Source organism: Mycobacterium sp. NPDC048908, assembly GCF_043197955.1.
Lineage (GTDB): Bacteria > Actinomycetota > Actinomycetes > Mycobacteriales > Mycobacteriaceae > Mycobacterium.
Genome location: NZ_JBICUE010000002.1, coordinates 850,403 through 872,635, shown reverse-complemented (window position 1 = coordinate 872,635; position 22,233 = coordinate 850,403). Strand labels below are relative to the sequence as shown.

At 63.2% G+C, this 22,233-nt stretch carries 23 protein-coding genes and 1 pseudogene; 6 read left to right on the top strand and 18 right to left on the bottom strand.

Features of this window, described 5'->3' with window-relative positions:
- Positions 1–20: 20 nt before the first annotated feature.
- From ACGFK1_RS08840 to ACGFK1_RS08810, 7 genes and pseudogenes are all read right to left on the bottom strand, one after another.
- A pseudogene (locus ACGFK1_RS08840) lies at positions 21–2,384 on the bottom strand (helix-turn-helix transcriptional regulator).
- A gap of 146 nt (positions 2,385–2,530) precedes the next feature.
- Positions 2,531–2,956, bottom strand: a complete 426-nt coding sequence (locus tag ACGFK1_RS08835; protein ID WP_393427842.1) for a cupin — start codon at positions 2,954–2,956, stop codon at positions 2,531–2,533.
- A gap of 61 nt (positions 2,957–3,017) precedes the next feature.
- Positions 3,018–3,149: a hypothetical protein gene (locus ACGFK1_RS08830; RefSeq protein WP_393427841.1), complete on the bottom strand. Its 132-nt coding sequence runs from the start codon at positions 3,147–3,149 to the stop codon at positions 3,018–3,020.
- Positions 3,150–3,407: 258 nt separating this feature from the next.
- Positions 3,408–3,761 carry a hypothetical protein gene (locus tag ACGFK1_RS08825; RefSeq protein WP_393427840.1) on the bottom strand — a complete coding sequence of 118 codons (354 nt, stop codon included), beginning with the start codon at positions 3,759–3,761 and terminating at the stop codon, positions 3,408–3,410.
- 228 nt (positions 3,762–3,989) lie between these two features.
- Entirely contained in the window at positions 3,990–4,619 is a 630-nt protein-coding gene (locus tag ACGFK1_RS08820) for a TetR/AcrR family transcriptional regulator (protein WP_393427839.1), read from the bottom strand.
- Positions 4,612–5,853 (bottom strand): cytochrome P450, encoded by a 1,242-nt coding sequence (locus ACGFK1_RS08815; protein ID WP_393427838.1) that lies wholly within the window; start codon positions 5,851–5,853, stop codon positions 4,612–4,614. The genes ACGFK1_RS08820 and ACGFK1_RS08815 overlap by 8 nt, the downstream gene beginning before the upstream one ends.
- Positions 5,854–5,932: 79 nt before the next feature.
- A complete protein-coding gene (locus ACGFK1_RS08810; RefSeq protein WP_393427837.1) occupies positions 5,933–6,130 on the bottom strand; it encodes a hypothetical protein in 198 nt (65 codons plus the stop codon).
- Positions 6,131–6,572: 442 nt separating this feature from the next.
- Between ACGFK1_RS08810 and ACGFK1_RS08805 the strand changes: the two genes are divergently transcribed.
- Together ACGFK1_RS08805 and ACGFK1_RS08800 are read left to right on the top strand one after the other, a co-directional pair.
- Positions 6,573–6,800 (top strand): hypothetical protein, encoded by a 228-nt coding sequence (locus ACGFK1_RS08805; protein ID WP_393427836.1) that lies wholly within the window; start codon positions 6,573–6,575, stop codon positions 6,798–6,800.
- Complete coding sequence (locus tag ACGFK1_RS08800) at positions 6,707–7,270, top strand: hypothetical protein (RefSeq protein WP_393427901.1); 564 nt, start codon at positions 6,707–6,709, stop codon at positions 7,268–7,270. Before ACGFK1_RS08805 ends, ACGFK1_RS08800 begins: the two co-directional genes overlap by 94 nt.
- Positions 7,271–7,603: 333 nt before the next feature.
- On the opposite strand, the gene ACGFK1_RS08795 is transcribed toward ACGFK1_RS08800, so the two are convergent.
- A complete protein-coding gene (locus ACGFK1_RS08795) occupies positions 7,604–8,344 on the bottom strand; it encodes a TetR/AcrR family transcriptional regulator (RefSeq protein WP_393427835.1) in 741 nt (246 codons plus the stop codon).
- A gap of 152 nt (positions 8,345–8,496) precedes the next feature.
- Positions 8,497–9,123 (bottom strand): hypothetical protein, encoded by a 627-nt coding sequence (locus ACGFK1_RS08790; RefSeq protein ID WP_393427834.1) that lies wholly within the window; start codon positions 9,121–9,123, stop codon positions 8,497–8,499.
- A 34-nt stretch (positions 9,124–9,157) separates the two neighbouring features.
- On the opposite strand from ACGFK1_RS08790, the gene ACGFK1_RS08785 reads away from it, so the two are divergent.
- The 4 genes from ACGFK1_RS08785 (at position 9,158) to ACGFK1_RS08770 (ending at position 12,188) form a co-directional block, all read left to right on the top strand.
- Positions 9,158–9,895 (top strand): Ig-like domain-containing protein, encoded by a 738-nt coding sequence (locus ACGFK1_RS08785; RefSeq protein WP_393427833.1) that lies wholly within the window; start codon positions 9,158–9,160, stop codon positions 9,893–9,895.
- A 118-nt stretch (positions 9,896–10,013) separates the two neighbouring features.
- Positions 10,014–11,345 carry a hypothetical protein gene (locus tag ACGFK1_RS08780; RefSeq protein WP_393427832.1) on the top strand — a complete coding sequence of 444 codons (1,332 nt, stop codon included), beginning with the start codon at positions 10,014–10,016 and terminating at the stop codon, positions 11,343–11,345.
- A gap of 120 nt (positions 11,346–11,465) precedes the next feature.
- Positions 11,466–11,702 carry a hypothetical protein gene (locus ACGFK1_RS08775; RefSeq protein WP_393427831.1) on the top strand — a complete coding sequence of 79 codons (237 nt, stop codon included), beginning with the start codon at positions 11,466–11,468 and terminating at the stop codon, positions 11,700–11,702.
- A gap of 309 nt (positions 11,703–12,011) precedes the next feature.
- Positions 12,012–12,188 carry a hypothetical protein gene (locus ACGFK1_RS08770; RefSeq protein WP_393427830.1) on the top strand — a complete coding sequence of 59 codons (177 nt, stop codon included), beginning with the start codon at positions 12,012–12,014 and terminating at the stop codon, positions 12,186–12,188.
- 541 nt (positions 12,189–12,729) lie between these two features.
- Here ACGFK1_RS08770 and ACGFK1_RS08765 read toward each other — a convergent pair.
- From ACGFK1_RS08765 to ACGFK1_RS08725, 9 genes are all read right to left on the bottom strand, one after another.
- Positions 12,730–13,815, bottom strand: coding sequence for a macro domain-containing protein (locus ACGFK1_RS08765; RefSeq protein WP_393427829.1), 1,086 nt, complete (start codon positions 13,813–13,815; stop codon positions 12,730–12,732).
- A 12-nt stretch (positions 13,816–13,827) separates the two neighbouring features.
- Positions 13,828–14,433, bottom strand: coding sequence for a DUF4433 domain-containing protein (locus tag ACGFK1_RS08760; RefSeq protein ID WP_393427828.1), 606 nt, complete (start codon positions 14,431–14,433; stop codon positions 13,828–13,830).
- A 312-nt stretch (positions 14,434–14,745) separates the two neighbouring features.
- Positions 14,746–16,185 carry a ThiF family adenylyltransferase gene (locus ACGFK1_RS08755; protein WP_393427827.1) on the bottom strand — a complete coding sequence of 480 codons (1,440 nt, stop codon included), beginning with the start codon at positions 16,183–16,185 and terminating at the stop codon, positions 14,746–14,748.
- Complete coding sequence (locus tag ACGFK1_RS08750; protein WP_393427826.1) at positions 16,167–16,568, bottom strand: hypothetical protein; 402 nt, start codon at positions 16,566–16,568, stop codon at positions 16,167–16,169. Before ACGFK1_RS08750 ends, ACGFK1_RS08755 begins: the two co-directional genes overlap by 19 nt.
- Positions 16,565–17,212 carry a multiubiquitin domain-containing protein gene (locus ACGFK1_RS08745; protein ID WP_393427825.1) on the bottom strand — a complete coding sequence of 216 codons (648 nt, stop codon included), beginning with the start codon at positions 17,210–17,212 and terminating at the stop codon, positions 16,565–16,567. Before ACGFK1_RS08745 ends, ACGFK1_RS08750 begins: the two co-directional genes overlap by 4 nt.
- A 90-nt stretch (positions 17,213–17,302) precedes the next feature.
- A complete protein-coding gene (locus ACGFK1_RS08740; RefSeq protein WP_393427824.1) occupies positions 17,303–18,337 on the bottom strand; it encodes an ImmA/IrrE family metallo-endopeptidase in 1,035 nt (344 codons plus the stop codon).
- Positions 18,338–18,340: 3 nt separating this feature from the next.
- On the bottom strand, positions 18,341–19,234 hold the full coding sequence (locus ACGFK1_RS08735; protein ID WP_393427823.1) for a hypothetical protein: 894 nt from the start codon (positions 19,232–19,234) through the stop codon (positions 18,341–18,343).
- Complete coding sequence (locus ACGFK1_RS08730) at positions 19,224–20,117, bottom strand: hypothetical protein (RefSeq protein WP_393427822.1); 894 nt, start codon at positions 20,115–20,117, stop codon at positions 19,224–19,226. Before ACGFK1_RS08730 ends, ACGFK1_RS08735 begins: the two co-directional genes overlap by 11 nt.
- 278 nt (positions 20,118–20,395) lie before the next feature.
- On the bottom strand, positions 20,396–22,051 hold the full coding sequence (locus tag ACGFK1_RS08725; RefSeq protein WP_393427821.1) for a hypothetical protein: 1,656 nt from the start codon (positions 22,049–22,051) through the stop codon (positions 20,396–20,398).
- Between the last annotated feature and the right edge of the window lie 182 nt (positions 22,052–22,233).

Below are 22,233 nucleotides of genomic sequence, written 5' to 3'. Positions count from 1 at the left end.
GCGGACGAGCTGTCAATCAATCAATCAACTCCGCCGATCAGCTGCGCCAACTGGGCGCGAGACGTAATACCAAGCTTGGCAAACGCATTGCGGATATGCGTCTTCACCGTATGGATGGACAGGTGCAGTTGCTGCGCCACCACGGCATTGGTCGCCCCTGGGCAATCAGATTGATGACCTTCAACTCCGAATCAGTCAAACTGTCCCAACCGGTTTTCAGCCGCGCCCGCGCCACGACGCGCCGCTCCACACCCAGCAAGCGCAGTGCGCGACCCACCCGACGTGCATCGGCAATCGCTTCATGCTGGGTGTAGGTGTCGAACACACCCGCCGCCCCGCGTCGTACGGATGGTGAACCGTTGGAGTATGCCTCGCGGGCCTCGGTCAGCGTGTCCACCAACAACGTCCGGTCGTCGGTGCGCGCTGCCACCTCCGCCAGGGTGAACATCCGCAACGCGTTGACGAAGGTCGACCCGGGTCGCTCCGGCGCTGCTAGCCGTTCGGCCGTTTCGCGGGCGTCCGACAACCGGCCCTCGACCACCTGCATCGGCGCCTCCCACAGCGCCCAAAGGTGAAGCGCCATGCCGTCGCGTTCCTGCTGCGACCTTGCCGCGCCACTCGCGACCACCGCGGCGGCATCGTCGAGCCGTCCGACCATGGCGAGCAGGTTCGCCAGGTGGCACGCGACGAGATTATGCGAGGTCATATCACCTGCCGGGGGCAGAGCATGGAGTTGCTCGACGCGGTCTAGCGCGCTGACCGCACACCCGTTCGCGCAGTCAAGGTAGGCAAGTGCTACGCCGGAGACAATTGTGGACTCGAGATCGCCGACGGACGCAGCGGCGGCCGCTGCCTCATCGGCGGCCGCACGATCGTGTCCGGGCTGGCCATCATCACCAGGTTGTAGGCCAGCCACGCTCGATGCCGTGCCTGGGTGACGTCACTGATGTCGGGCAACTGAAGTGCGCGGCGGTTGTCCTCAATGTGTCGCGTTGTCGTGTCGGTGAGTGGCGTTCGGAGCCGGAGAAGGATCTCGGCCCCCTCCTCGGGTGCCAGCGAGGCGGACAGTGTGGTGCTGGCCAACCGTTCCGCCTCTTCGTACCGAGTGGCCCAGTTGAGCAGCACGATCGTTTCCGTGACCAGAGGCCCACGTCCCCCATCCTGCGGCGGCTGAAGGTCCAGGGCCCGTTTGCTTAGATCCGCCGCAGCGCTCGGATCGCTGTAAGCCAGAGACTGTGCCGCTTCGCGGAGCGCGATGATCGCGGCCTGATCACCCACCTCGGCGCTTCGGGCGAGCTGGGTTGCGACCTCCTCGGGCGCCGCCCCCATATCCAGCATCCCGGTTGCCGATTGCCGCTCCATCGCCCGGCGCAGCGACTGAGGCAAAGATTGGCGCGTCGCTTCGCGGAGCAGATCGTGACGAAACCTCATCTGTTCACCGTCTTCGATGAGCAGGTCGGCGCGGACTGCCTCTTCTACCGCCGATACCAGCGCGGACGGTCGGCGTTCCAGCATCGCGGCGAGCAACCCGCCGGAAAATCGGTCAGGCAGCACCGCGGCCACTCGCATGACTTGGCTCGCCGCGATGGAGAGCTGGTCGAGTCGTTGCTGCATGGACTCGCTGAGCCGCCGCGGCAACGTGTCTCCCGAAGCGACCGCGCGGCCGCCGCTGACGTCGAGTCGACCCTCCTCGTCGAGTCCCCGGAGCAGCTCCGTCACCAGGAATGGATTGCCGTGCGCCTTGTCGGCCAAGCTCAGCAGCGACGTGTCCGCGTTGGCCCGGACAGCGTCTTGCACAATCTCGGCGACCGCGCTCGGTGTCATGGCCGTCGACCGCAGAAAGGTGGAATCCTCGTCTTCGAGCGCGGACAGCGTCTCATGAACAGCCGGTCCGCCTGCGCCGGTTCGCGCGGTCACCACCCACAGCACCGCGCCGTCGGCCCGCGTCGCGGTCAGCGACCGCAGCGCCAACAGTGTCGAGTTGTCGCCCAGTGGATGTCCTCGAGAACGATCACCAGGGGTTGACGGGACGCGGCGGCGCGTATGGCGGCTTGCAGATTGTGCACGACCCAGTAGCGCAGATCGGTCGACGCGTCGACGAGACGCAAAGCCTCCGCATCACCCACAGGGGGATCCGCGCGCAGGGTCGCCATGAACAGCGAGAAGAACGGCACCGACTGCTGATACTCGAACGCCTCACCGAAAAGCGCCCGCACACCGGCCTTTTCAGCAAACGCCAATGCCTCGGTCAACAATCGGCTCTTCCCGATGCCCGGTGGCCCCTCGACGACCCACACCCCCCCACGCCCCTGCGCCACCGCAGAGACCAGCCCACCAAGGACTTTCAGCTCATCAGGCCGCCCACGAATCGGCGGAATGTGCACCGTTCAGGGAGCCCTTATGGGGCTCACGCGAAAGACCGCCCGCCAAGGTGTGTTCGGCTTCGTGTCATCGCCCTATGGTGGGAATCGTCTCGGTCGGTTTTCGGGCGCGTTCGTCACGGCGACTGTCCGTCGAGGCAGCGGTCGTGTCAGCGTGGCCGTTCATCGACGATGACGCGCAGTCCCTTTCGCGCCTCGAGCTCCAGTTCGGTAACCCACTCGAGCATCGGTCGCCCCGGCAGGCGAAACAGCGTGAGCACGAAGCTACATGGAATGTCAGTGCGGTTATTGGCGTCTTGATAGTGGATCACATCGCCGCCGGCTCCCCAGAACGCCTCCCCAGCGCGGAGAACGCGTGGCGCTTCGCCCTCGATCTCGAACAGCATTTCACCGTCGATCATGTAGCCGAATCCCGGACCGCCGGGAAGGCGATGTGGCGGGTAACCGGGGGCACCCGGTGGATGGTTGATGAGAACAGTCATCACGTCAGCACCTTCAGGTATCAACGCGGACCGTACTTCCTGCACCACCGTTGTTGTTGATCCCCATTCGGACTCCGTCCTGTTCTGCACCATTGGTTACCCCTCTTATGATTTCGAGTTTCCACATGACCGGTTGCGATCAGGCCTCGGACGGCTAGTCGAAACTGCGGTGATTTTCGGTGTTGCGCGACAACGCTTTTGAAGGACCGCGGCCGGTGTTGGCGCCCGCGTAGCGTTGTTCAACCAATTCGACGGCCTGGTATCGGTCGCTGACCGGCGATGTCATCGTGGTTCCTGTTCTGCCAAGCGTGAAGCGCTCTGCACAAGCGGCCCGCGAGCCTTGGGGCGGAACTGCCTCGCCGATTGGGCTGAGCGCCAGTGTCTCCACGCTTGGGGTGAGTTGTCTTCATCCGCCAGTGCGATTCACCCGGGTGAGCTGCCTGCGCGGTGCAGATTCTCGACGGCGCGGCTTTGTCCGGTGTACTTGTCAGCTCTCACTCCGTCAGCAAGGTGCCGCGGGGTGATTGGTCCCAGAACCGCCGGATCAGGTCGGAGGCAGAGCCCGCCGCCATTCGTTGTGAACATCCCAGCCGTCCACCACCTCCACCAGTGCCATGATGCCCGTGGGATAAACGAGGGACACCAGCCAAGGGCGCGACCTGCCGTCACTAACGGAAAACCCGGCTTTCAAAAATCGCTTGAGCCACTTGATCTTCAGCTGATCACGCCGGAAATCAAACGCCACGACCGCCTCACTCACTTGAAGCCGAGACCTGAGATCTGAGATCGCCATGGCCTTCTCCACCCACCTCGAGTACTCCTTGACTGCGCAGCGCAAATTGTCATCGGTGAGTTCGAGCACGGCTCGCGTTGAGATCGGGTTGAAGCGGTTCTCCACCAAGAAGACCTCGGCGCGTGGTGGTGGAGACAGGGTCATATCAGTGCGTCCGCATCAGACGCCATGACGACGATCTGCATTCCGAATGGCCATCGCCACCAAGCCTACGACGCCCGCCGGGCCCGACTCAGCGACGAGCTCACCGTGCGGGCTTGTCGCGCGGCGCGGTGCGCCGAGGTGATCGGCTCAGCGTTCGCCACTACCACGGGGTGTGGCTATACCGCCGGCTCAGGCCGGTTCGTGCATCGGCAGCGACGCGATCCGCGGATAGAGGATAACTGGACCGAGCCAGCGCGCGAGGAAGTGACGTAGTGCGGTTCCGTCGCGTTGGCGCGGTCCGGGATCGATCAGAAGTGACTGCACGGAGCGCAGGGTCATCTCGGCAAGTTCACCGAGTGCGGCGGAGTCGAAGCCGTGAAGTTTCCAATCGACGTCGAGGCGGTGGAAGATCGACAAGCAGAAAGTGATCGCCGTGTCCGAGGTCAACGAGACGACAGCCTCGCCGTCCTGCCGAACGGTCAGTAGGCTCTCCAGTTGGGGATCGCCCATGAGGTTTTCGATCCCGAACGAAACGCACTCGATGATGGCGACGACTGGATCGCTGATCCCCTGCGCGTGTTCTGCGACTTGGTCGATGAATCCGTTGACCGCACGCATCGAGCTTGCGATGAGCAGCGCGTCGGCGTTGGGAAAGTACCGGTACACCGTCTGACGAGTGACCCCGAGCTTGCGGGCGACGTCGGCAAGGCGTATCGCCGACCCGCGTTCTGCGACCACTTCGTCTACCGCGTCCAGGATCCGGGCGATCGCCTCTTCATCCGAGGACGGTGTGACACCCGCCCAACCGCGACTACGCATCTGAGGTTGCCAGCACATCGACGTCGAATTCGATCGGAAGTGTTGTGGGACCCGTCATTCCGAGCAGTGATTTCCACGGCGCCGGGCCGACGCAAGTAGGCGCAGACAGCCGTCGGGTCAGCACCACGAGTGCTTCCGCCAGTTCCCGGCGTGCGAGGTTTGCCCCTAGGCAGTAGTGCGCGCCGCCGCCAAACGTCAGGATTGCCGGCGCGTCGTTGCGCGCGATGTCGAATCGGTCAGCGTCGTCGTAGATCGCTGGGTCTCGGTTCGCGGCAAAGGTGTTCACGAGGACGAAGGTGCCTGCAGGGAACGTGTATCCGCCGAATTCGACATCGTCGGTGGCGGTCCGCGGCACGATGGAGGCTGCTGGCGAATGTCGCATGCTCTCCTCGACTGCCTGCATCGCGAGCTCGGGTTGGTCGCGCAGCCTCGTCCACTGGGCCGGATGCTCGCAGAGCACCTGCACCGACGCGGCTAGTTGGTTCCGCGTCGTGTCCGTGCCCGCCATCAGGAAGCCGGCCACCAGCATGCGCAGTTCATCGAGATTCAGCCGATCGCCATCGCTTTCGGCCCGGATCAGCTCGGAGAGCAGGTCATCGGTGAGCGTGCTTCTGCGCGCGGCGACCATGTCGTCGACGTAGGCGTCGAGTTCGCCCCACGCGCGCATGATCGCGGATTCATCGAAGGTGGCGTCGGGCTGGAAGTTGAAGGCCCTGAAGATCTCTTCGGTCCAGTCCGCGAACAGCTGCCAGTCCTCGCTGGGCGCGCCGAGCAGCGCACACATGATCGGGGTTGGGTAGGGACGCGCGATATCGGTCACGACGTCACAGCGTCCGGCGTCAGCCACCCGATCGATCAGCCCGTTCATCACGTCGCGGATTGTGTCTTGCAGACGCGAAGTCGCACGGGGAGTGAACGCTTTGGATACGAGTTTGCGTAACCGGACATGTGGTGGGCCGTCGAGACCCAGAAGGCTGTTCGCCATCTTGTCGTACAACGGGCCCGAGGTGATGCCCTGTGCCGCCAGGGTGATGCCGGGAGGCAGACGGAACCGGTTGTCGCGCAGCATATCCCGAGCCATCTCGTAGGACAGGATTTCCGGGCCGAGCGGTCCGATGGCGATGGGCGCGAGGGATTGCGCACTGCGGAGATCATCGAGGATGTCTTGGGGGGTAGCGGTGAGTCCGTAGTTGAACGTGGGGAGGTCAGCGTCGAAGACGTTGGGAGCGGTCATCGGCTTCCCCTTTCTGAGCCGCTCGGTAGGCGGCAGACGGACATTTCTACTCAAACTGTATGACCATGTCGACGCATCGTCAATCGGCGACCGGTAAAAACCAGTTCAGATGTTGAAGCGTCTTGATCTGATTAGACGTTTCAACGATTTCTGTCCGCTCGGTGAGCGAGACGTGCGGCGGCGTCCAGCACACGGTCACCGCAGCGATGTCCGCCGCCGTTGCGCTGTAGTGGGGCATATGCGTTTGATCCGCCCAGTGAATGCACGCGATGCGCACGTTTGCACCGCGTTCCATCTTTCAGGCGGTTTCGGGGCGGCGTCGCTCTCGGCCAATGCGGAATGGGATGTCATCGCAATCGACGTTGGGCTGGCGTCGAGTCCATCCCATATCCGCTGGCGACAAAACGCGTAACGCCGATAAGACGATCTCGATCGGTCGCGCAGCGGTGGCGTGAGGTCTGCGCGGACTCGAATAATGGTCGAGTATTTACATTCGTATTCGGTCAAATGACGACCTCTTGTGGGGGAACGACGTTGTCCACACTCGAGATCTCCTGCGCTCTGCCGCCTTCCCCGAAGTTCGCGGATCTTGCCGTCCTCGCCGAGGACCTTGGGTACACGAGGCTGTGGATATTTGATTCTTCCCCTTTCTGGGAGGATCCATTCGTCACCTCGCCCTCGCATCCGAGCGGACAACCCGCATTCAACTGTCGACAGCCGTGCTGGTCCCCGCCCAGCGGTCGCCGATGACCGTGGCATCGTCGATCGCCACCATTGCGCGGCTCTCGGAGGGAAGATTGCGAGCCTGTTTCGGTACCGGTTTCACCGCACGTCGGGCGATTGGACAGCGTCCATGGAAGCTGAGCGCGTTGAAGACTCTTTGGAGACCGTCCGGGCGCTGCTTGCCGGGCAAACCGCAGTGTCCGATGGTGCCGCCGTGCGCATGATGCACGCGCCCGGACTTGCCGCCGACCGGCCCATTGACGTGCAAATCTGGCTAAGCGTGTTCGGCCCCAAAGGCGCTGCGCTAGCTGCCGACATCGCCGACGGCATCATTGGCTTGCCTCACCCCACTCTGCCGACAGCCAGCCTGGTATCTGGGACGGTACTCGAGGACGGCGAAGATCCCGATAGCGCTCGAGTAAAGGATGCGATTGGGCCGTGGCGCGTCGTGAACTGGCACGATGCATACGCCAGAGGTGGCGCTGAGGCCGTCGATTCCCTGCCCGGCGGACGTGAATGGAGAGCCGCGCTGGAGACGGTCAGCCACCCGCAAAATCGCCATCTTCACGTATTCGAAGGGCACGTGACGACTCTGCCAGATCGCGATCGCCGACTGCTGAACCATATTGATACCCGAACGATGGTCGGGGATAAGGCGAACCATCGCGGGTCAACTGCGGAAGACTGCAAGTAAAGGGTTCTGCGAAATCGTATACACACCAACAGGACCGGATATCGCTCACGAACTTTCGACGATGATGTCCGCGTACCAAATGGCAATGTCCACGCCGAAAGTCCAGTAATGCACCCGCCGATATCGGGCTTCACTTGGATGGCCACATGCCCGCCGGTGCGCAGCGTAGAGATAGCGGTGGAGAGGCTCGTTGTCGCTGCGACAACCGCTCCGACGACGGCGTTCCGGTGAGCCGCTCAAGCACACGCCTCACCGCCGTCCAGGCCCGACAAACGTCAATTTCGTTGTCGCCGAACGGAAGCGACCGCAGGTTTGCGATCGGGCGGAGCCAGTTCAGGCCTCGGCCAGAAAATCGTTCCAGCGGCCCGGAGCTGTTTTAGGACGTCTCGGACCATCTGGCTCGCTCTTACGCTTCGAGATGCTCTGACGAGATGGTTGGCGCAGCCCCATTGTTCGCCGACCAATCTCACTCAACTCTTCGATCAATGCGTCTTCGGTCATGTCGAGTGGGGCGCCCGTCGCTGCTCCAGCCAGGCCGGTGAGGAGCGCGGTGGCTTTGATGACTCCGGTGGCGCCTGTGTCTTGCTGCATGAGCAGGCTGAGCTGACGGGCTATGAGGTCGCCCCAATCCGGTTGCAGCTGCAGTACCGCGTGCACACCGGGGTCGAACACCACGACCGCGGCCATCGAACGGTTGCGCGCGACGACACCGGCGAAGCCGACGACCATCGCGTCCATCTGCATCCGTGGTGTGCGTTGGTTTTCCGCCGTCTCGACCACGCGGCGTATTTGGTGCAGGATCGGCTCCATCACCGCGATGAGCAGCTGGTCACGAGTCCGGAAGTGGTAGTAGATCGCGGCCTTCGTGAAGCCCAGCTCGTCCGCGATCATCTGCAGCGACGTGCCGGCGAACCCGTGCCGACTGATCAGTGTCTTGGCCACGTCCAGCAGCCTTTGCCGCGTGTCAGGCGTGGTGCCTACACCTTCCGCTGCTGCGGATGTCATGTCGCCTCCTTCGCCACTAGTGAAGCAGTGTCCTAGCCGGTCGGCAAGTCCTTGCTTGCCGGTTGGCAAACAGGGGCTTGACAGGTAGCAAGCTGTAGCTTTACGTTCGGCAAGTTGGTACTTTACGCTCGGCTAGTTGAATCGCTTCCGAGCGCAACACCGAGTCGCATTCGGAGAGCCGCAATGAGCCCACATTCTTCGCAGGTCAGCACGCATGGACGCTACATTGGCCGAGTCGGCGCGCTGGCCGCCGCACTTGGCATCGGAGTGATGGTCGTTACTTCACCCGGTTTGGCGAGTGCCGATGAATCAACTTCATCGTCGTCATCGACAAAGAGTTCGTCCGCCAGCTCTGACAACAGTTCGAGCTCGCAGAGCAGCCCGGCCTCCAACGGAGGTGCATCAAAGGACGAGTCGGGGTCGCCGGCAGCCTCGACATCGTCTGACATCGGTGGCTCCGGTGCTGCAGGGGTCACAACTACCGGCACCGGCTCGAGTTCCATGGGCAACGAAACGACGGGCGGTGCGGCGACGACCGGTAAATCGACAAAATCAGGCGAAGAAGAATCCAACGCCGAATCCGTGCGGGGTGGCACAGAACAAACCCACGTGGATTCCGAGACCTCGACCGTCACGGGCGAGGCCACTGACCCCACACCACCCAGTTCGTCAACGCCGACGCCGCCGTCGAGTACGCAGCAGCCATCGTCGAACACTGCTGAAACACAACCGAAGTCATCGAAATCGGACGGCTCTCCATCGTCGACCGTCTCGTCGGCGGCCGTTACCACCTTGAAGACGACGGCCGGCCAGGACGACAGCGCAACCGCCACGGTTCGGTCGTTCACAGCGGATAGCTCGTCCGGTTCCTCGCTGAGGACAGTGGACGTTGACACCAACACCGGTAGTGGCGATATCACCGCTACCGCGCTCACAACGGCCACCGCATTGGTGGCGCCCGTAACTCAGGTCACCTCACCGGTGACAACCTTCGTCGGCGTGATCAACAATCTCTTCGCCACGCTGCTGAACCCGTTCCTGGCGCCGGCGCCCGCCACACCGGGACCGTTCGTTCCGATTGCGTGGGCTGTGCTGGGTTGGGTCCGCCGCAACTTGTTCAACGAGGCTCCGAGCATCGCCTACAACCCCACGTTGACATCGCAGACTGGGCAGACCGTCACCGGCACCCTCGGCGCCACCGACCCCGAGGGTGACCCGCTTACTTACACCGTCGCGGGCGCAAACCAGGTTGATTCGTCGACGTGGACAACGGACAAGGGCACACTGACGATCGATCAGGCGACCGGAAACTTCACCTACACACCGAAAGACATCAATTACAACGCCGTGCAGTCGGAGTCGATCACGGTCACGGTGACAGACGGCAAGACCAATTTCCTGAGTCTGTTCGGAGTTCCGCACAGCGCCACAACAGATACCGATGTCTCGGTGTTGAATCCACAGGCCGAGCGCACGATCGTAAACCTGCCGGCAGGTTTCACCGACGCGGCTATTCCGCGGTTCGCGGCAGACGGAAAGTCCCTGTTGTTCAGCGCCGCACCTCCCGGGGGCGGCGGCCGACGCGCGCCGGGAGATCTATCGCGTCGACCTCGACGGTAGCGAACCGAAGTGTGTGACCTGTGGTCTTGCTGACCCCACTCCCCTTCCGAATGGCACTACCGCACCTCGGGACCTATACAAGCCGGTTCCCTTCGAGGACGGCACGGGGCGGATTCTGATGCAGTCCCGTCCTCAAGCGGGGGGGAACTACACCAACGTTGTCTACGATCCACGTGACAACACGATCACCCGCATCCTCACGCCACCCGGTAAGCCCGGTGTCATCGCCACCGATGCACAACGTGAAATGAGGATCTCCCCGGACGGAACCCACGTGTTGTTCAGCCAGATCCAACTGGTTCCGAATGGCGCTGACTCGCCAGGCTTCCTCACAGCCGTCCCGGTCGTGGGCACGCTGGTCTACGATCCGGTCGCCAAGGTGTACAACATCGAAGATGCTCGCGTGGTCTACCCGGTGGGTGAGGGCAAGCAGTGGACTCACGACGGCAAGGGCGTGATCGTTCAGGGCGGGCTCTTCGACGGCGGCAACGTCGATGACGTCGTCGTCGACCTGGCCACCGGCACCGCGACACGGGTAACCGGCAACCTCGATTACGACGAGGACGCCGACCTCTCCCCCAACGGTCAGTGGATCGCGATCGACAGCGGGCGCAACGAAGACATGCTCCTGCCGGCGTCGAGGATCGTGCGGCCTGCGCTCGTGCCGCTGTTGATCCAGGGGTCGGTATACACCCTCTACGCCGGCACGACGGATTCGCAGAACGTCACGAACCAGCCATGGCTGATCAGGGTGTCCGATGACCTCGAGCGCGATGACGGCATCCCCCTGTTCGTCAATAACGACGGCTGGGTCGCCCGAAGCATGCCGAGCTGGAACGCAGACGGCACCGAGGTCGCATTCTGGGAGGCCAAGGCTTCCGACCCGACCGGCGAAACGTCACGTCTGGTCGTGGCGAAGCTGAACTACACCACCAGCGTGGGGACGCCGGCGGACAAGACCACACCAGCGCTGTCAACCACCTTACCGACGCTGGTCTCCAACACGCCGAAGCAGGTGAAGCTGCCGGATCCGGGGATCTATCACGGCGTGGGAGGCACGAGTGATACCGACAACGTCGCGGTGCTCACCCAGGAGACATTGGCATCGGGTCACATCGTTCGCACGGTGCAGTACACCAACTTCGTCAATGAAGACGGGATGATCCTCAACGGCTTCGAGACAACGGACGAAACCGTTGCGCAGAACACCATCCACTACACGGGCCAAATTTTGGTCACAGGAACCCATACGGGCTACCTGAAGGGCGACGTCATCATCGACAAGATCAAGCGGACCATCACGCCGGTGACCGCGCCGCTCGACGCGAAGTCAGGGACGGGTACCGCAACAGACCCCGGCTCGATGATCAGGTCGCAACTCGACAACGAGACGTTGCCGCTGGTCCTCAACGATCCGCGAAGGCTGGCCGCGAGCCGGGCCCGCGTGTAGTCGACGAGTAGAACACGCCGGTGACCGAATAACTGAATCAGCCGAGTGCGGGTGTGCCGAGGGGCGCACCCCGCGTTCGCGTCGAGAGCCACAACATGCCCGGTCGGCACCTTTGCAACGGTGTCACCTCCATCGGAAGAGCTGAAGAACACAGCGAAGGCGCTGGGCGCGACGTTCAATGATGTCGTGCTGGCCATCGCGTCTGGCGGGTTCCGTGAACTGCTGCTGCGACATGACGGCAGAGCGGACAGTCCGCTGTTGGCAATCGTGCCGGTCTGCACGGATGTTTCACCGGATCGACTCGATGGCAACGCGATAAGCCGGGCTGACCCTCTCACCGCCGGTACTCGTCGATGACCCGCTGCGTCGTATGTCGTTGGTGTCGATTGCTACCAAAGCAGCCAAGGAGGGTCACGACCTGCTAGGGCCGACCGTGCAGGGTCGCATGATGGCTTATCTCCCGCCGAGCACCGGCCGCCTTCCGGCGTCAGTCTCGACGAACGGCTAATAGGGTCATGAACGTCGCCTGTCTACCGTGCGGGGCCCTAGGCGTCGCGGCTTCATCGCGGGCGCCGTGGTGAGCGACATATATTCCGTCGAGCCGCAGTACGGACAGCCGACATGGGCGATTGACCGCAACGGAGCGGCTATCCAAGGATGGCAGCCTTGGACCCTGGACCCGCTGGTCTTGTCAAAGCGTCGGTGGTGATGGCGGGTCTGGCCGCCGCTGTCGACTCCCGTGTCGCGGACGTCGATGACGACGCGCTGTGCGAACTGTTGGTAGATACGGGCAGACGTACCTTGGGCCTGCGAGCGCCACGCCGCGGTGCACGGGCCGCCTAGGTCAACCGGATGCCGCCGCGCCATACGGTCCCGATTGCGTTGGCCGAAACGGGCTTTCGTGTTCCCGGACGTGTTGCCATGGCCAATGGAAACGGCCCCCGGAGAGTTCTCCGGGGGCCGTCTCGCTTAGTAGCGGGGACAGGATTCGAACCTGCGACCTCTGGGTTATGAGCCAACCGGTTCCGGTCTCGCATGGCTTCCCGGGTATCAAACGTGCAGGTCACGATTAACCGTCCGTCCCAGCCATCACGGTGCGTCTCACATCATCACGGCAGTTGCGCCCCGTTTCGTTCACAAATCCGTTCACAACCTGAGGCGTCAATTGCCGCCGGCCACCGGTGGGCGACACGTCTCGTCTGTGTCGGCGTGTCGCGATAGCTTGTCAATCTTCGCTGCATAAGCCCAGTTGAGGGCAGCTAGACGCGGCCACCGGGGTGCCGGGTCGGCGAGCCGCGCGTCGCCGGTCGACATCCTTCTGTACTTAGCGCGACCGTTCGACGTCTACAGAGACGCACTTCGGCTGCGGCCCAATTCAATCGGCTTAGGTCGGAGTGGTATTCGAAATCAACGCGCCTGTCGCACGCAGATGCTCCAGCGCGTTACCGACGTGGGCTTGGGTAAAGATCCTCCCTTTGCGCTCACTCCATTTGCGGACTGCAGCGGTAGCCTCGGCCTCATTAACTGCACCTTCGTGGCTAGCCACCCAGTGCGTAGTTGCAAGCAACTCAAGTCCGTACGCCCCTTCGAAGCCGGACACGATGGCTAGCACGCGGTCGACCGTTCCGCTAACTGCGGTCGAGTCCACGCGATCAAGGTAGTTCATCATTTGCTGCCGACCTTGAGGCGTCACTTCTATCGGGCGCAATGCGAGTACACGGTCGTCGCCATCACCGTAGCCGCTCGTGTAGCTTCCTTCGATCTCCTGCAGCATGTGCCGGGCAGAGTCGCTATAAGGCCCATACTTACCTTGAACAAATTTCATTCGCGGATTCGGAGCGACAGTCGTAGCGAAGTAAAGAAGTTTCTGAACTTCGAGATGCGAAACGCCTGTCCCTGAAAGCGGATCCGTAGCGGCTCGGACGGTGGCGTACTGGTCCATCAGTGCTAGCAAGAGCGCCCGGCCTGGAGTAATCCGAATCCTCTTGGCAGGCGCAACAATGTTGCGGCGCTGGCTGGACGTCGGCGCATAGAGATAGACCCTCACGTCCTGCACATCTTCGAAGGCCGATCGGATGAGTGGCTCGACATCGTGCCAATTCAATCCTCCGTTGCCGGCCCCGAGGGGCGGCACGGCGATCGACTCGATACGAAGCTCAGCAACTACGCGCCGCAGGTCTTTGAGTCCCTGCTCAATCCACTCGAGTCTGGAAGGCGCCCGCCAATGCCGCTTTGTCGGGAAGTTAATGACCCATTCCGGACCGATTACCTCACCGGTCGGTACGGGCAGCATCCTTCCTGTGGTGACGTCACCTGCCTTGCAAGCTCGCTCGTACGCGATGAAAACCTCGGGGTACCTCCGCTTGAATTGGAGTGCGATGCCCTTCCCCATCACGCCGACACAATTGACCGTGTTAACGACCGCCTGGGTATCCGCATCCAGCAGGTCGCCGGAAGCCTCAATGATCACGATGTCACCGTCCTATATCGCAAACATGTTCGGATCAACCCCATACTTCCTCGACCCACTGACACCGTTCATCGCCTTGACCGCGACAGCCAAGGCGTCGGCGGAGTAGCAGACCACACGGCTGACAAACTCCAACGGAACGCGGTCGTAAACCAGAAACTCTGCGTGCCTGCGGCGACGTCGATCGGTGTCTTCCCCTGTGCTGTCCAACCAATATCTCAGCGTAAGCACGTCCAGGTCCACATGGTCGCCGATCGCGTGCGCGTCCTTCATAAAACTCGTCAATTGTGGCTTCGCTGCGCTGCCGTTGGTCGCGCACCACTCCAAGTGAGAAGTGACCGTGCGAACGTGTACGCCGAGGAACACGAGGTCGTTGGGCTGACACGTGTTGTGTAGTACCCAATAACTAGTGGGCGATCTCGGAGCGAAGTAGAAGGGCACATGATCTCCGACCATGCAGTCCGGATGCCCGGGCAAGCCGACCGGGATGCTCAACCTGTCCTCTTTGATGCCAGGACTGGCGATGACCTCGGCTGGTTTGGCGTGCCTATCGCATAGGAGGGCTCCCGACTCGACTATGGCAGGTAGGAAGGCGAGCTTGGTGAAGTGCCATGCCATCCAGTCAATGGAGTTACTGCATATCGGTCCGGGAGCGACGGTCGAAGACAGGCCCGATTGCACGGACTGATGAAGTTCAAGCTGAGAGTGAAACCTGAACGTCATAGCCCCCCATCTCCGCTAATGATTGCCTTTGCCAGGTCGGCACCGCGCGACGTTCTCCGAGGTTACATGCGGTTACGACGGGTGTTGGATATGACGCGGTTCGCGGTATGGATCGTGCTTGAGACTGCGACTCCTGCGACGCGTAGACACGGCCGCCGCTTGCAGTAGACCGTTCTTCTGCAAGGCGTCTCGTTCCAGACGCTGCGCTTACATCCGCGACAAAAGGTCGGCACCGTCACCGAGCGCGTGACGCGTCGGTCCGCAGTGTGAGCAGTCCGGGGACTTCGCTGGCTGGTGCTCGATGACGTCGTCGGTGAGCGGGTGGTACTCGACCCAATGGTCTGCGCTTGTAGCCGGATCTGTCAGACCGCCGATGGCCATCAGCCAGTCGTCAACCGCACGTGATGCGGCGACCGCGTTGAGGGTAATCACGCTCGGCGCATGAACGTTGTCGTCATCAACGTATCGCTGGCGGCGTCGTTGTACCTCGCTCGTGGCTTCGTCCGTGAGCCGCCACGCCGGAATCAAGCCGTTGCACTGCAAACACCCACTGCCCGGGCTACTCATCCGCGAGACCGAGAAGATGTCGGCGATCTTTCCATCGACGACCGTGACCTTCGAGCCGACTTGCGTGTTGGGGACGAGGTACTGGTGAGTGATCGAGTTGACCAACCGCCGCGCGAGCGCGGAGTCCGCAGCCAGGAAGATGTGGTCGCAGTCGGTCAGGAGCGCCGCGACGTCGGCTTCGACGACCGAGCGGGCTACGGCAGTGATCCGAACCTTTCGGGACGCCTGGCGGGCTACCCTTGCGGCGATCTTGACCTTCGGTGTTGCCACGCGTGCGCCGAGTGCTTGTACCCAGCGCGGACGTGCATCGTCTTGCAGTAGACGCACCGCGTCGGATCGGCGGGCGCCGACGACGCGCGGCAGGTTCGTCGGATGCATCCGATCGGGGTCGATGAACACGAGCTCTCCCACGCCAAGGCGGGCGAGGTACTCGGCGATGAGCGAGCCAATGCCGCCAAGTCCGACGACGGCGACCTTGGACTGGGCGAGGATCGCTTGGCCGCGGTCGCCGAAGATGCGGGTTTGACGGTCGTAGGTCGGGTCGGCTTCTTGGGCTGGCGGCGGCTCGGGGGTGAGAGTCAGTTGGGGCCGACGTGTGACACGCAGGTGGGTGATGGCGTGGCGTCGCCCGTCATTGGTCCAGATGTCGCCGGCGACGGCGTTGTTCGCGAACACGAGCGCCCCCACTGGGACGCCGCCATTGATGTCGAGTAGTGCCGGATAGCCGCGTTCGTGGGACGCCATGTCTGCTATCGAGAAGCTGACGCGGTCGCGTCCCCTGTGGTTGTGCACCGCGAGGTAGGCCAGCCCCTGACCGGCGCACGCATCGATGGCATCGGCAACGAAGGTCGCGGTCAGTTTCCGATAACCGCGGGTTCCTTCGACATAGTCGACGCCGTCGATGGCGGTCACGACATCGCGGACGAGTAGCCGGGTGCCTCGCGGGCTGCGGGCGATTCCGCATCGCAGTACGACGCCGTGCTCGTCTCCGTCACCGGGGAACAGGTGGCCTTGCAGGATGGCCCACTGTTCCCCGGTGATCACGACCGACCAAGGGTGGTTCACTGCTCGTTGAGCCATTTGAGTACTTTGAGAACCTTCGTCGCGGCCGTGTCGACGGCGGGATTCAGGCGGTTGCTCCGACGGGATAGCTGGATTCCGGGATCCCCGCTCAGCCCCCACTTCGCCACTGAGAAACCCGCACCGAGGGCTGCGCCATCGGCGCGGCTCAAGTCCGGCCTTACGAAGTGCGGGTACACGTCGGCTTCCGGGTACGGGAAGGTGATCTGGAAGGCGATCCAAGAGCTGTCCTGCACGTAGACAGGCCCTAGTGGGACTGAGTCGATGACCACCCAGGCGCCACCGTTGCCGTCACTGTCGACGGTAACGGTGGCTTCGGTGAACGTTTCCCGGACTTCCTCGATCGCCTCGGTGATGGTCGCGGTGACGGGCGTGGCGGTCATGAGTTGTCATCCCCGTCGAGGGCGCGGAATTCGTCGCCGTCGTGGACACGAATTTGCTCGTCGTCGCCGACCGGCTGGAACTTCGGGCCGTGTTTGCGCGACAGGAGAAAGTCGATCTGGATCGGAACACCTTGCCCGATGGCGGCCTTCTTGATCGACAAACCGGTCTGCTGGGCCCCATGGACGGACACCGACCACTGGCGATTGACGGTCACGCGGATCTCCCGCCTTGGCAGCGGCTTCGTAAAGAACCGGTCCCCATTGGCGATGGCGACGAGTTCGCCGGGCTCGGTTGGGTCATCGAGGTCGTCCGGGATGTCCTTCCAGATCCCGTAGTCGTCAGCGACCGGTGGGGTTGGCAAGGCGCGCAACTGCGTTCCAGTGAGTACCGCGGTGCGTACCTCGTAGGGAATCTTGTCGATGTAGATAGTGCGCGGCCGATCGGTGAAGAACCGCATGCCGGGTTCGATCGCCACCACGTACGTGGGTGCGATCGGCTCGTCCTGCGCGTCGACGACGTCGAGCCACACGTTGTCGGGGGGCGGGCTGACGAGCCTGCCGATCTGAGCGCCGGTGAGGCGTCGATGCTTCACGTCGATCGGTTCGCCGTCGATGTAGATCCGGATGTTGTCCTGGGGCGCCACGGGGGCTCCTCTCTGCTTTCTTGCTATATGCAGGCGGATGCCTGCTCAGGAGCTAGAGACGGGACAACTTCGAAATCGTCCAGGGGACCGTCAGCTCACGCACTCCCGGCAGACCGTGGAGCCAGGCGCGAACTGACCTGGGTGCTTCTTCAGGAAGCACTCCGTGCACGTCTTTTCGGCCCTCGCGGTGCAGCCACAGTGACCGGAGGGGCAGCGGGGTTCCTTGCAGGTGGCACACACCGCCTCTGCGACGAACTCCTGATAGCACTGCTCACATTCATCCCAGGTGTCGTTGGTGTGCTCGGCGGTGCCATCACGGGGCGGTGAGAAGGACAACCACGGGGCCGCGTAAGCGACCATGATCAGGAAGAGCCGATCTCTAGCCCACGCTGCTTGCCCATAGAGCTGTTCGGACGAGTGGCCGGTGCGGTACCAGATCTGCGCGTTGTCGCGCGTGACCGTGCGACCGTCACGTTCGGTGCGCAACGCCGCCTGGACGAGTGGGTTGGCAGTCTGGACGGTGCCACGCGCTGGTGGGAAGAGGCCTCCGCGGGCAGCGGCGAAGGTCACGGTGCCATCCTCGTCAAGCACGACGACGACACCTGCCGATTGAAGTCGTCCGGCGAGGCGAACACAGATTGCCGCTCGGGATGCGTTCGAGGCCTCGAATAATTCGGTCGCCGTGCGCACGGTGGGTCCCCGATCCGAGGTGTGCGCATTGACGAGGCCGTCGGGAAGGAGCACCCGGGCAGCGAACGCGTCGCAACAGGCGTCTTCGAATACTTCGGGTTCGCGGTGCTCGACGATCGCCGTGCCGAGTGTGATGTCGGTCCTTTGAATGTGGTGGCCAAGCTCGTGGAGCAACGTGAACTGCTGGCGGCGCCACGACATCGACTCGGCAACGATGAGGGTGGGCGGATCCCACCGATAGCCGCCGGCGACGGAGCAGCCCAGCTGTGAATCTTGGGGCACGAATTCCGGTACGCGAAGAACCGCGAGATCTTCACGACCTGCGAGAGCGGCGAAAGCGTCACCCGTTAGGTCCTCCCGCGGGCAGCCTCGTGCTTCCCAGGCTTGCAGCATCGCGTCGACCTGAGCGGGAACGGCGTCGAATGTTTGCGCCACAACCTAACCGTTCTCCGTGGCGACCACGGCCTTTAGGCGCTGACGCCAAAGCTCCCGACCTTGCCCTGTTTCTCGGGCGGCCAGCTGGTAGGCCTCGTAGCCCAGCCGTGATCGCGCACGCGCTTCGTCTCCATCGGCTGCTCGTCGACGAATGTGCTTGCGCCAGCGCGGTTCTTGAAGTTCGCGTTGAAGGTCATCTGGAAGCGGTGCAGTGGCAGCCAGGACATCGTCCACGGGAAGGTCCGCCGCGACGGCGAGTTGGTCGGCTTCCTCGAGCGTTAGTGGTTCCTTGCCCATACGAATGGCCATAGCGCGCGCTTGCGGAATCTGCAACGCGTTCATGATGGCTAGCAGCGGAATCTGCAGTTGCACCACAGGTTTCGCCGCCGTGCTTGATTGCAGACCGGGTGCGCTCTGGAGAATGTCCAGCGCGTCGAACAGGGCATCGATGGCCAAGGCGGCTCCAGACCCAAGAGGAGGGTCTGCATGTCCATAGCGGAGGCCAGCTGTGGTGTGGTCAACCTTGATGATCCCCAGCAGAGGTACCGGGATCGAGCCTATGCATTCGCCCAAGACGGCGAAGGGGATAACAGCAGCGGTTTCGGGCCAGATGGTGATGGACCCGTGAAGCGGGCTGGTTTCCGCGTCAACGACAATGGCTGACCTATCCTCAACCCCAGGCTCCAGGGTCGCCGGACGAACGTGGGCCCGCGCAGTCGCGTCGTCGACACCGACGATGAGCACAACAGCAGCGGCGGCGCGCCAATAGGCCTGCCAAATCTGACCGGGCGCGACCTCCTCGGCCGAGTGGTCTCTTCTTGGCAAGCCACCACGCTTCGGGCCGATCGGAAATTGCTCGGACAGCTCAAACCACCGCTCAGATGGGTCAAACGACATGGGAGTCCTCGATGGTCATACCGTCTAGTGACGGGACACTGGATGAATCGTCCACCACCAGACCGAGCAGGGCCGCGAGCACATCATTGGCGCGTTCCGAATCCCCGGCAAGCTCAGTCAATCTGGCTCTGAGCCTTTTGATCAGGCTGTACGCGCTGCTGCGGCCGATTCCCAATTCGGTTGCCAGCGCTGCGACGTCGTCGAGGAAGCGGATCGCGGTGCGTTCACGTGCAGTCAGCTGGGGCAGCAGCTGTGCTGCGATTTCTTCGTCACGGCGCTTGGCCTCGGTGATCGCCCCGGTGTCAGGGCTGGCGGTGGTCTCTTCGATGACGCCCCAGTCCACGTCATCCGTTGCGTCGAAGGCGTCGTCGGCCTCCAGCAGTGAGGGGAATCGGTCGGCGCAGATCCGGGTGAGTTCGCTGACGTGGAGCCTGCCTGCCGCGGCGAGGACCCGTCGCAGCATTTCCTCCAGCTCTCCGGTACGCCCCAACCGCACGGGACCTTGTCCCGTCGGGAGAACCACCTCGACGGGGGCGCCGGCAGCGATGTCGCGTAGTTCGTCGTCAGTGACGGGACGGTCGACGTCCTCGGCGCCGGAGAGGAACCAGTGGTGCTTGGCGGCCGACGGGGTGAACAGATCTGAGCGTTGGAGGCGCTTCTCAAGCCGGTGTCGCAGCGCCCCCCATGGACGTTCTCGTGCGCGGTCGACAAGCCACCGCTCTACCCAGCTGCGGGTCTCCCGCCGTGCGGCTCCATCGTCTGGGAGGGCAGTGATCGCGTTCGCGTATCCAGCACCTTTGCACTCGAAGAAGCTGTTCAACAGGTCATCGACGCCGTCAGCATCGCCAAGGCCGGGAAACCGCGGCAACTGCTCGGTAAACACACTGCGCATCATCTCCAACGCGGCTGGCCCAAGGTGCCCTCTTTCGAGTGCTTCGTCCCGGATTCGTGTCGAGGTCGCCGCCATCTGCTGGATTCCTTACTGGGTTGAGATCGCGGACATACTGCGACGATTCCGCGGAATTGCGATATCAGTGGTAGAAATCGGCGGTAATACCGCGATATGGGACCGGTACCTTCCCGAGGCTGGCCCTGTAACGCCAGTCCCGGAAGAGCCCGTAGCGTCCCAGTAGATGACCGTTCCTTTCCATGGCTAACCGATCAGCCGGCCTCGGCGGCCGACGGCGCCGACGATTCGGCCGATTCCTTTTTGGCCATGTTCTTGACCTTGCGTCGGAGCTTCTCGCCTTCGCTCGCGGTCCCGCCGCATTCCACTGCGGCCTCCGCCCAGGTGACCTTCGGCTGAGCTTTCACCCGCAGGATCTCGCGCTCGCGGTCAGTGAACCGCCACCATAGGCGCGCAATTCGGGGGTCGCTGATCTCGGGGTCGATGACGGCGGACGGATCCGGCGCCGCCCGATCGGGCAGCAGCTCCCGTAGCGATATGGGAGTGGTATCGCAGTCAGTTACCTGCACCGGCTGCTCCAACGACAGCAGCGGCCGTTTCTGGAAGCGAAGTTCCGGGTCGATGCTCAACCGGTTCGCGGCCCGGTGCTCGGCCAGCGTCAGTTTGCGCAGCCGCGGCCGCGGGTCGAAGTCCAGCGGACGCGCACCGGTCGGCAGCCACGACTGCACGTCAAGCAGCACGAGGGTGGCCGAGCACACCAGATCATGGGAGCGGTGCCGGAATCCCAACCAGTCGATCAGGAACTGCTGCACGGCCTCCCGCGCGTCGGGATCGTTGCTCGCGAGCAGCTGCACCACTTTCAGCGCTGCCCGCAACGCGACCCGGGCAGCGCGCAGCCCGCGGTCCGCCGCCGGCCACCACGACCGCATCATGTCCGCGATCGACTCCACCGGCCCGGCAAGGTCTCTCATCCAGGCGGCAGGGTCGGGCACCAGCGACCGCTGGCGCATGAACTCCTGGATGGCCTGCTGGGATTCGCGCATCAGCTTGTCGATGGACGAGCCGTAGTCGCGCCCGCTGAACAGCTCCGTCAGATGCGCGCCGCCGAGCACGCCGCCAGCCCAGCGACCGACATCACTCGACCAGCCGGAAGTCGAAGCGTCTATCACCGCCTGAGCGCCGGTCAGCTGCCCGACCCCGAAGTCGTACTGGTGCAGCACATTGTTGAAGGCCGATCGGTAACTGGTGAGCGCGTCCATCGCGGAGTGCACGCCAGGGAGGTGCTCCATCCCGAGGTCGTGTCGGTGCAGCGCCCTCTCGAAGGTGGACTGGTGGCTGCCCAGGGCATCCATCGCGGACTGGACGGCGGCCAGGTGGGTCACCCCGAAGTCGTACTGGTGCAGGCGCTCGTCGATGGCAGACTTGTAGGTGGCCAGCCTGTCCATCGCCGCCTGCGCGCTGCGGCCGATACCGACGTCGAACTGGTGCTGATGCAGCTGGGCGATCGGTGAGGTGTAGCTAAGGGTGTTGGCAGTGATCAGGTCGGTGATGTTGCGGTGCCCGCCCATGATTTCGGGCGACAGCCCGCTGAATCCGCCGTTGGTCCAGTCACTGGCGCCGCGGGAGACCGCCTCCATGGCAGTGTGGACGCTGCTGCCGATGCCGCCGTCCAACAGCTGCAGGTGACTGGTCGGCGAGGTGTAGTTCTGGAGCGGGTTGCCGATGCCGATCACCTCGGGGTTGCTGCCCAGCGCCGCGGTGGCGATGCGATGTATGTCGTCGCTGACCGTCTGGGCGATCGGATTGGCCGCCCCGGTCAACATCTCGGTGACCGCCTTGCGTACGGCCGCGGCGTCGGGGCCGGTGGAGTCGGCCTCGTTCTCGGCGTCGGGGGGCTGGTCCTCGCTCATCTCGTTGTCCCTCCTGTCGATAGGACCACGCACCTGTCGCGGGTCTCACCTAGAAGGGATCTCAACAGCCGAAAACAGCAACAGTGTGACGCACATCACGCTGACGGTGTTCCGTCCAGGTCGCACCCACCTCACCCACCGGGAAAGTGGCGCCTCCCTCATTATCTCAGCAGACACCGACG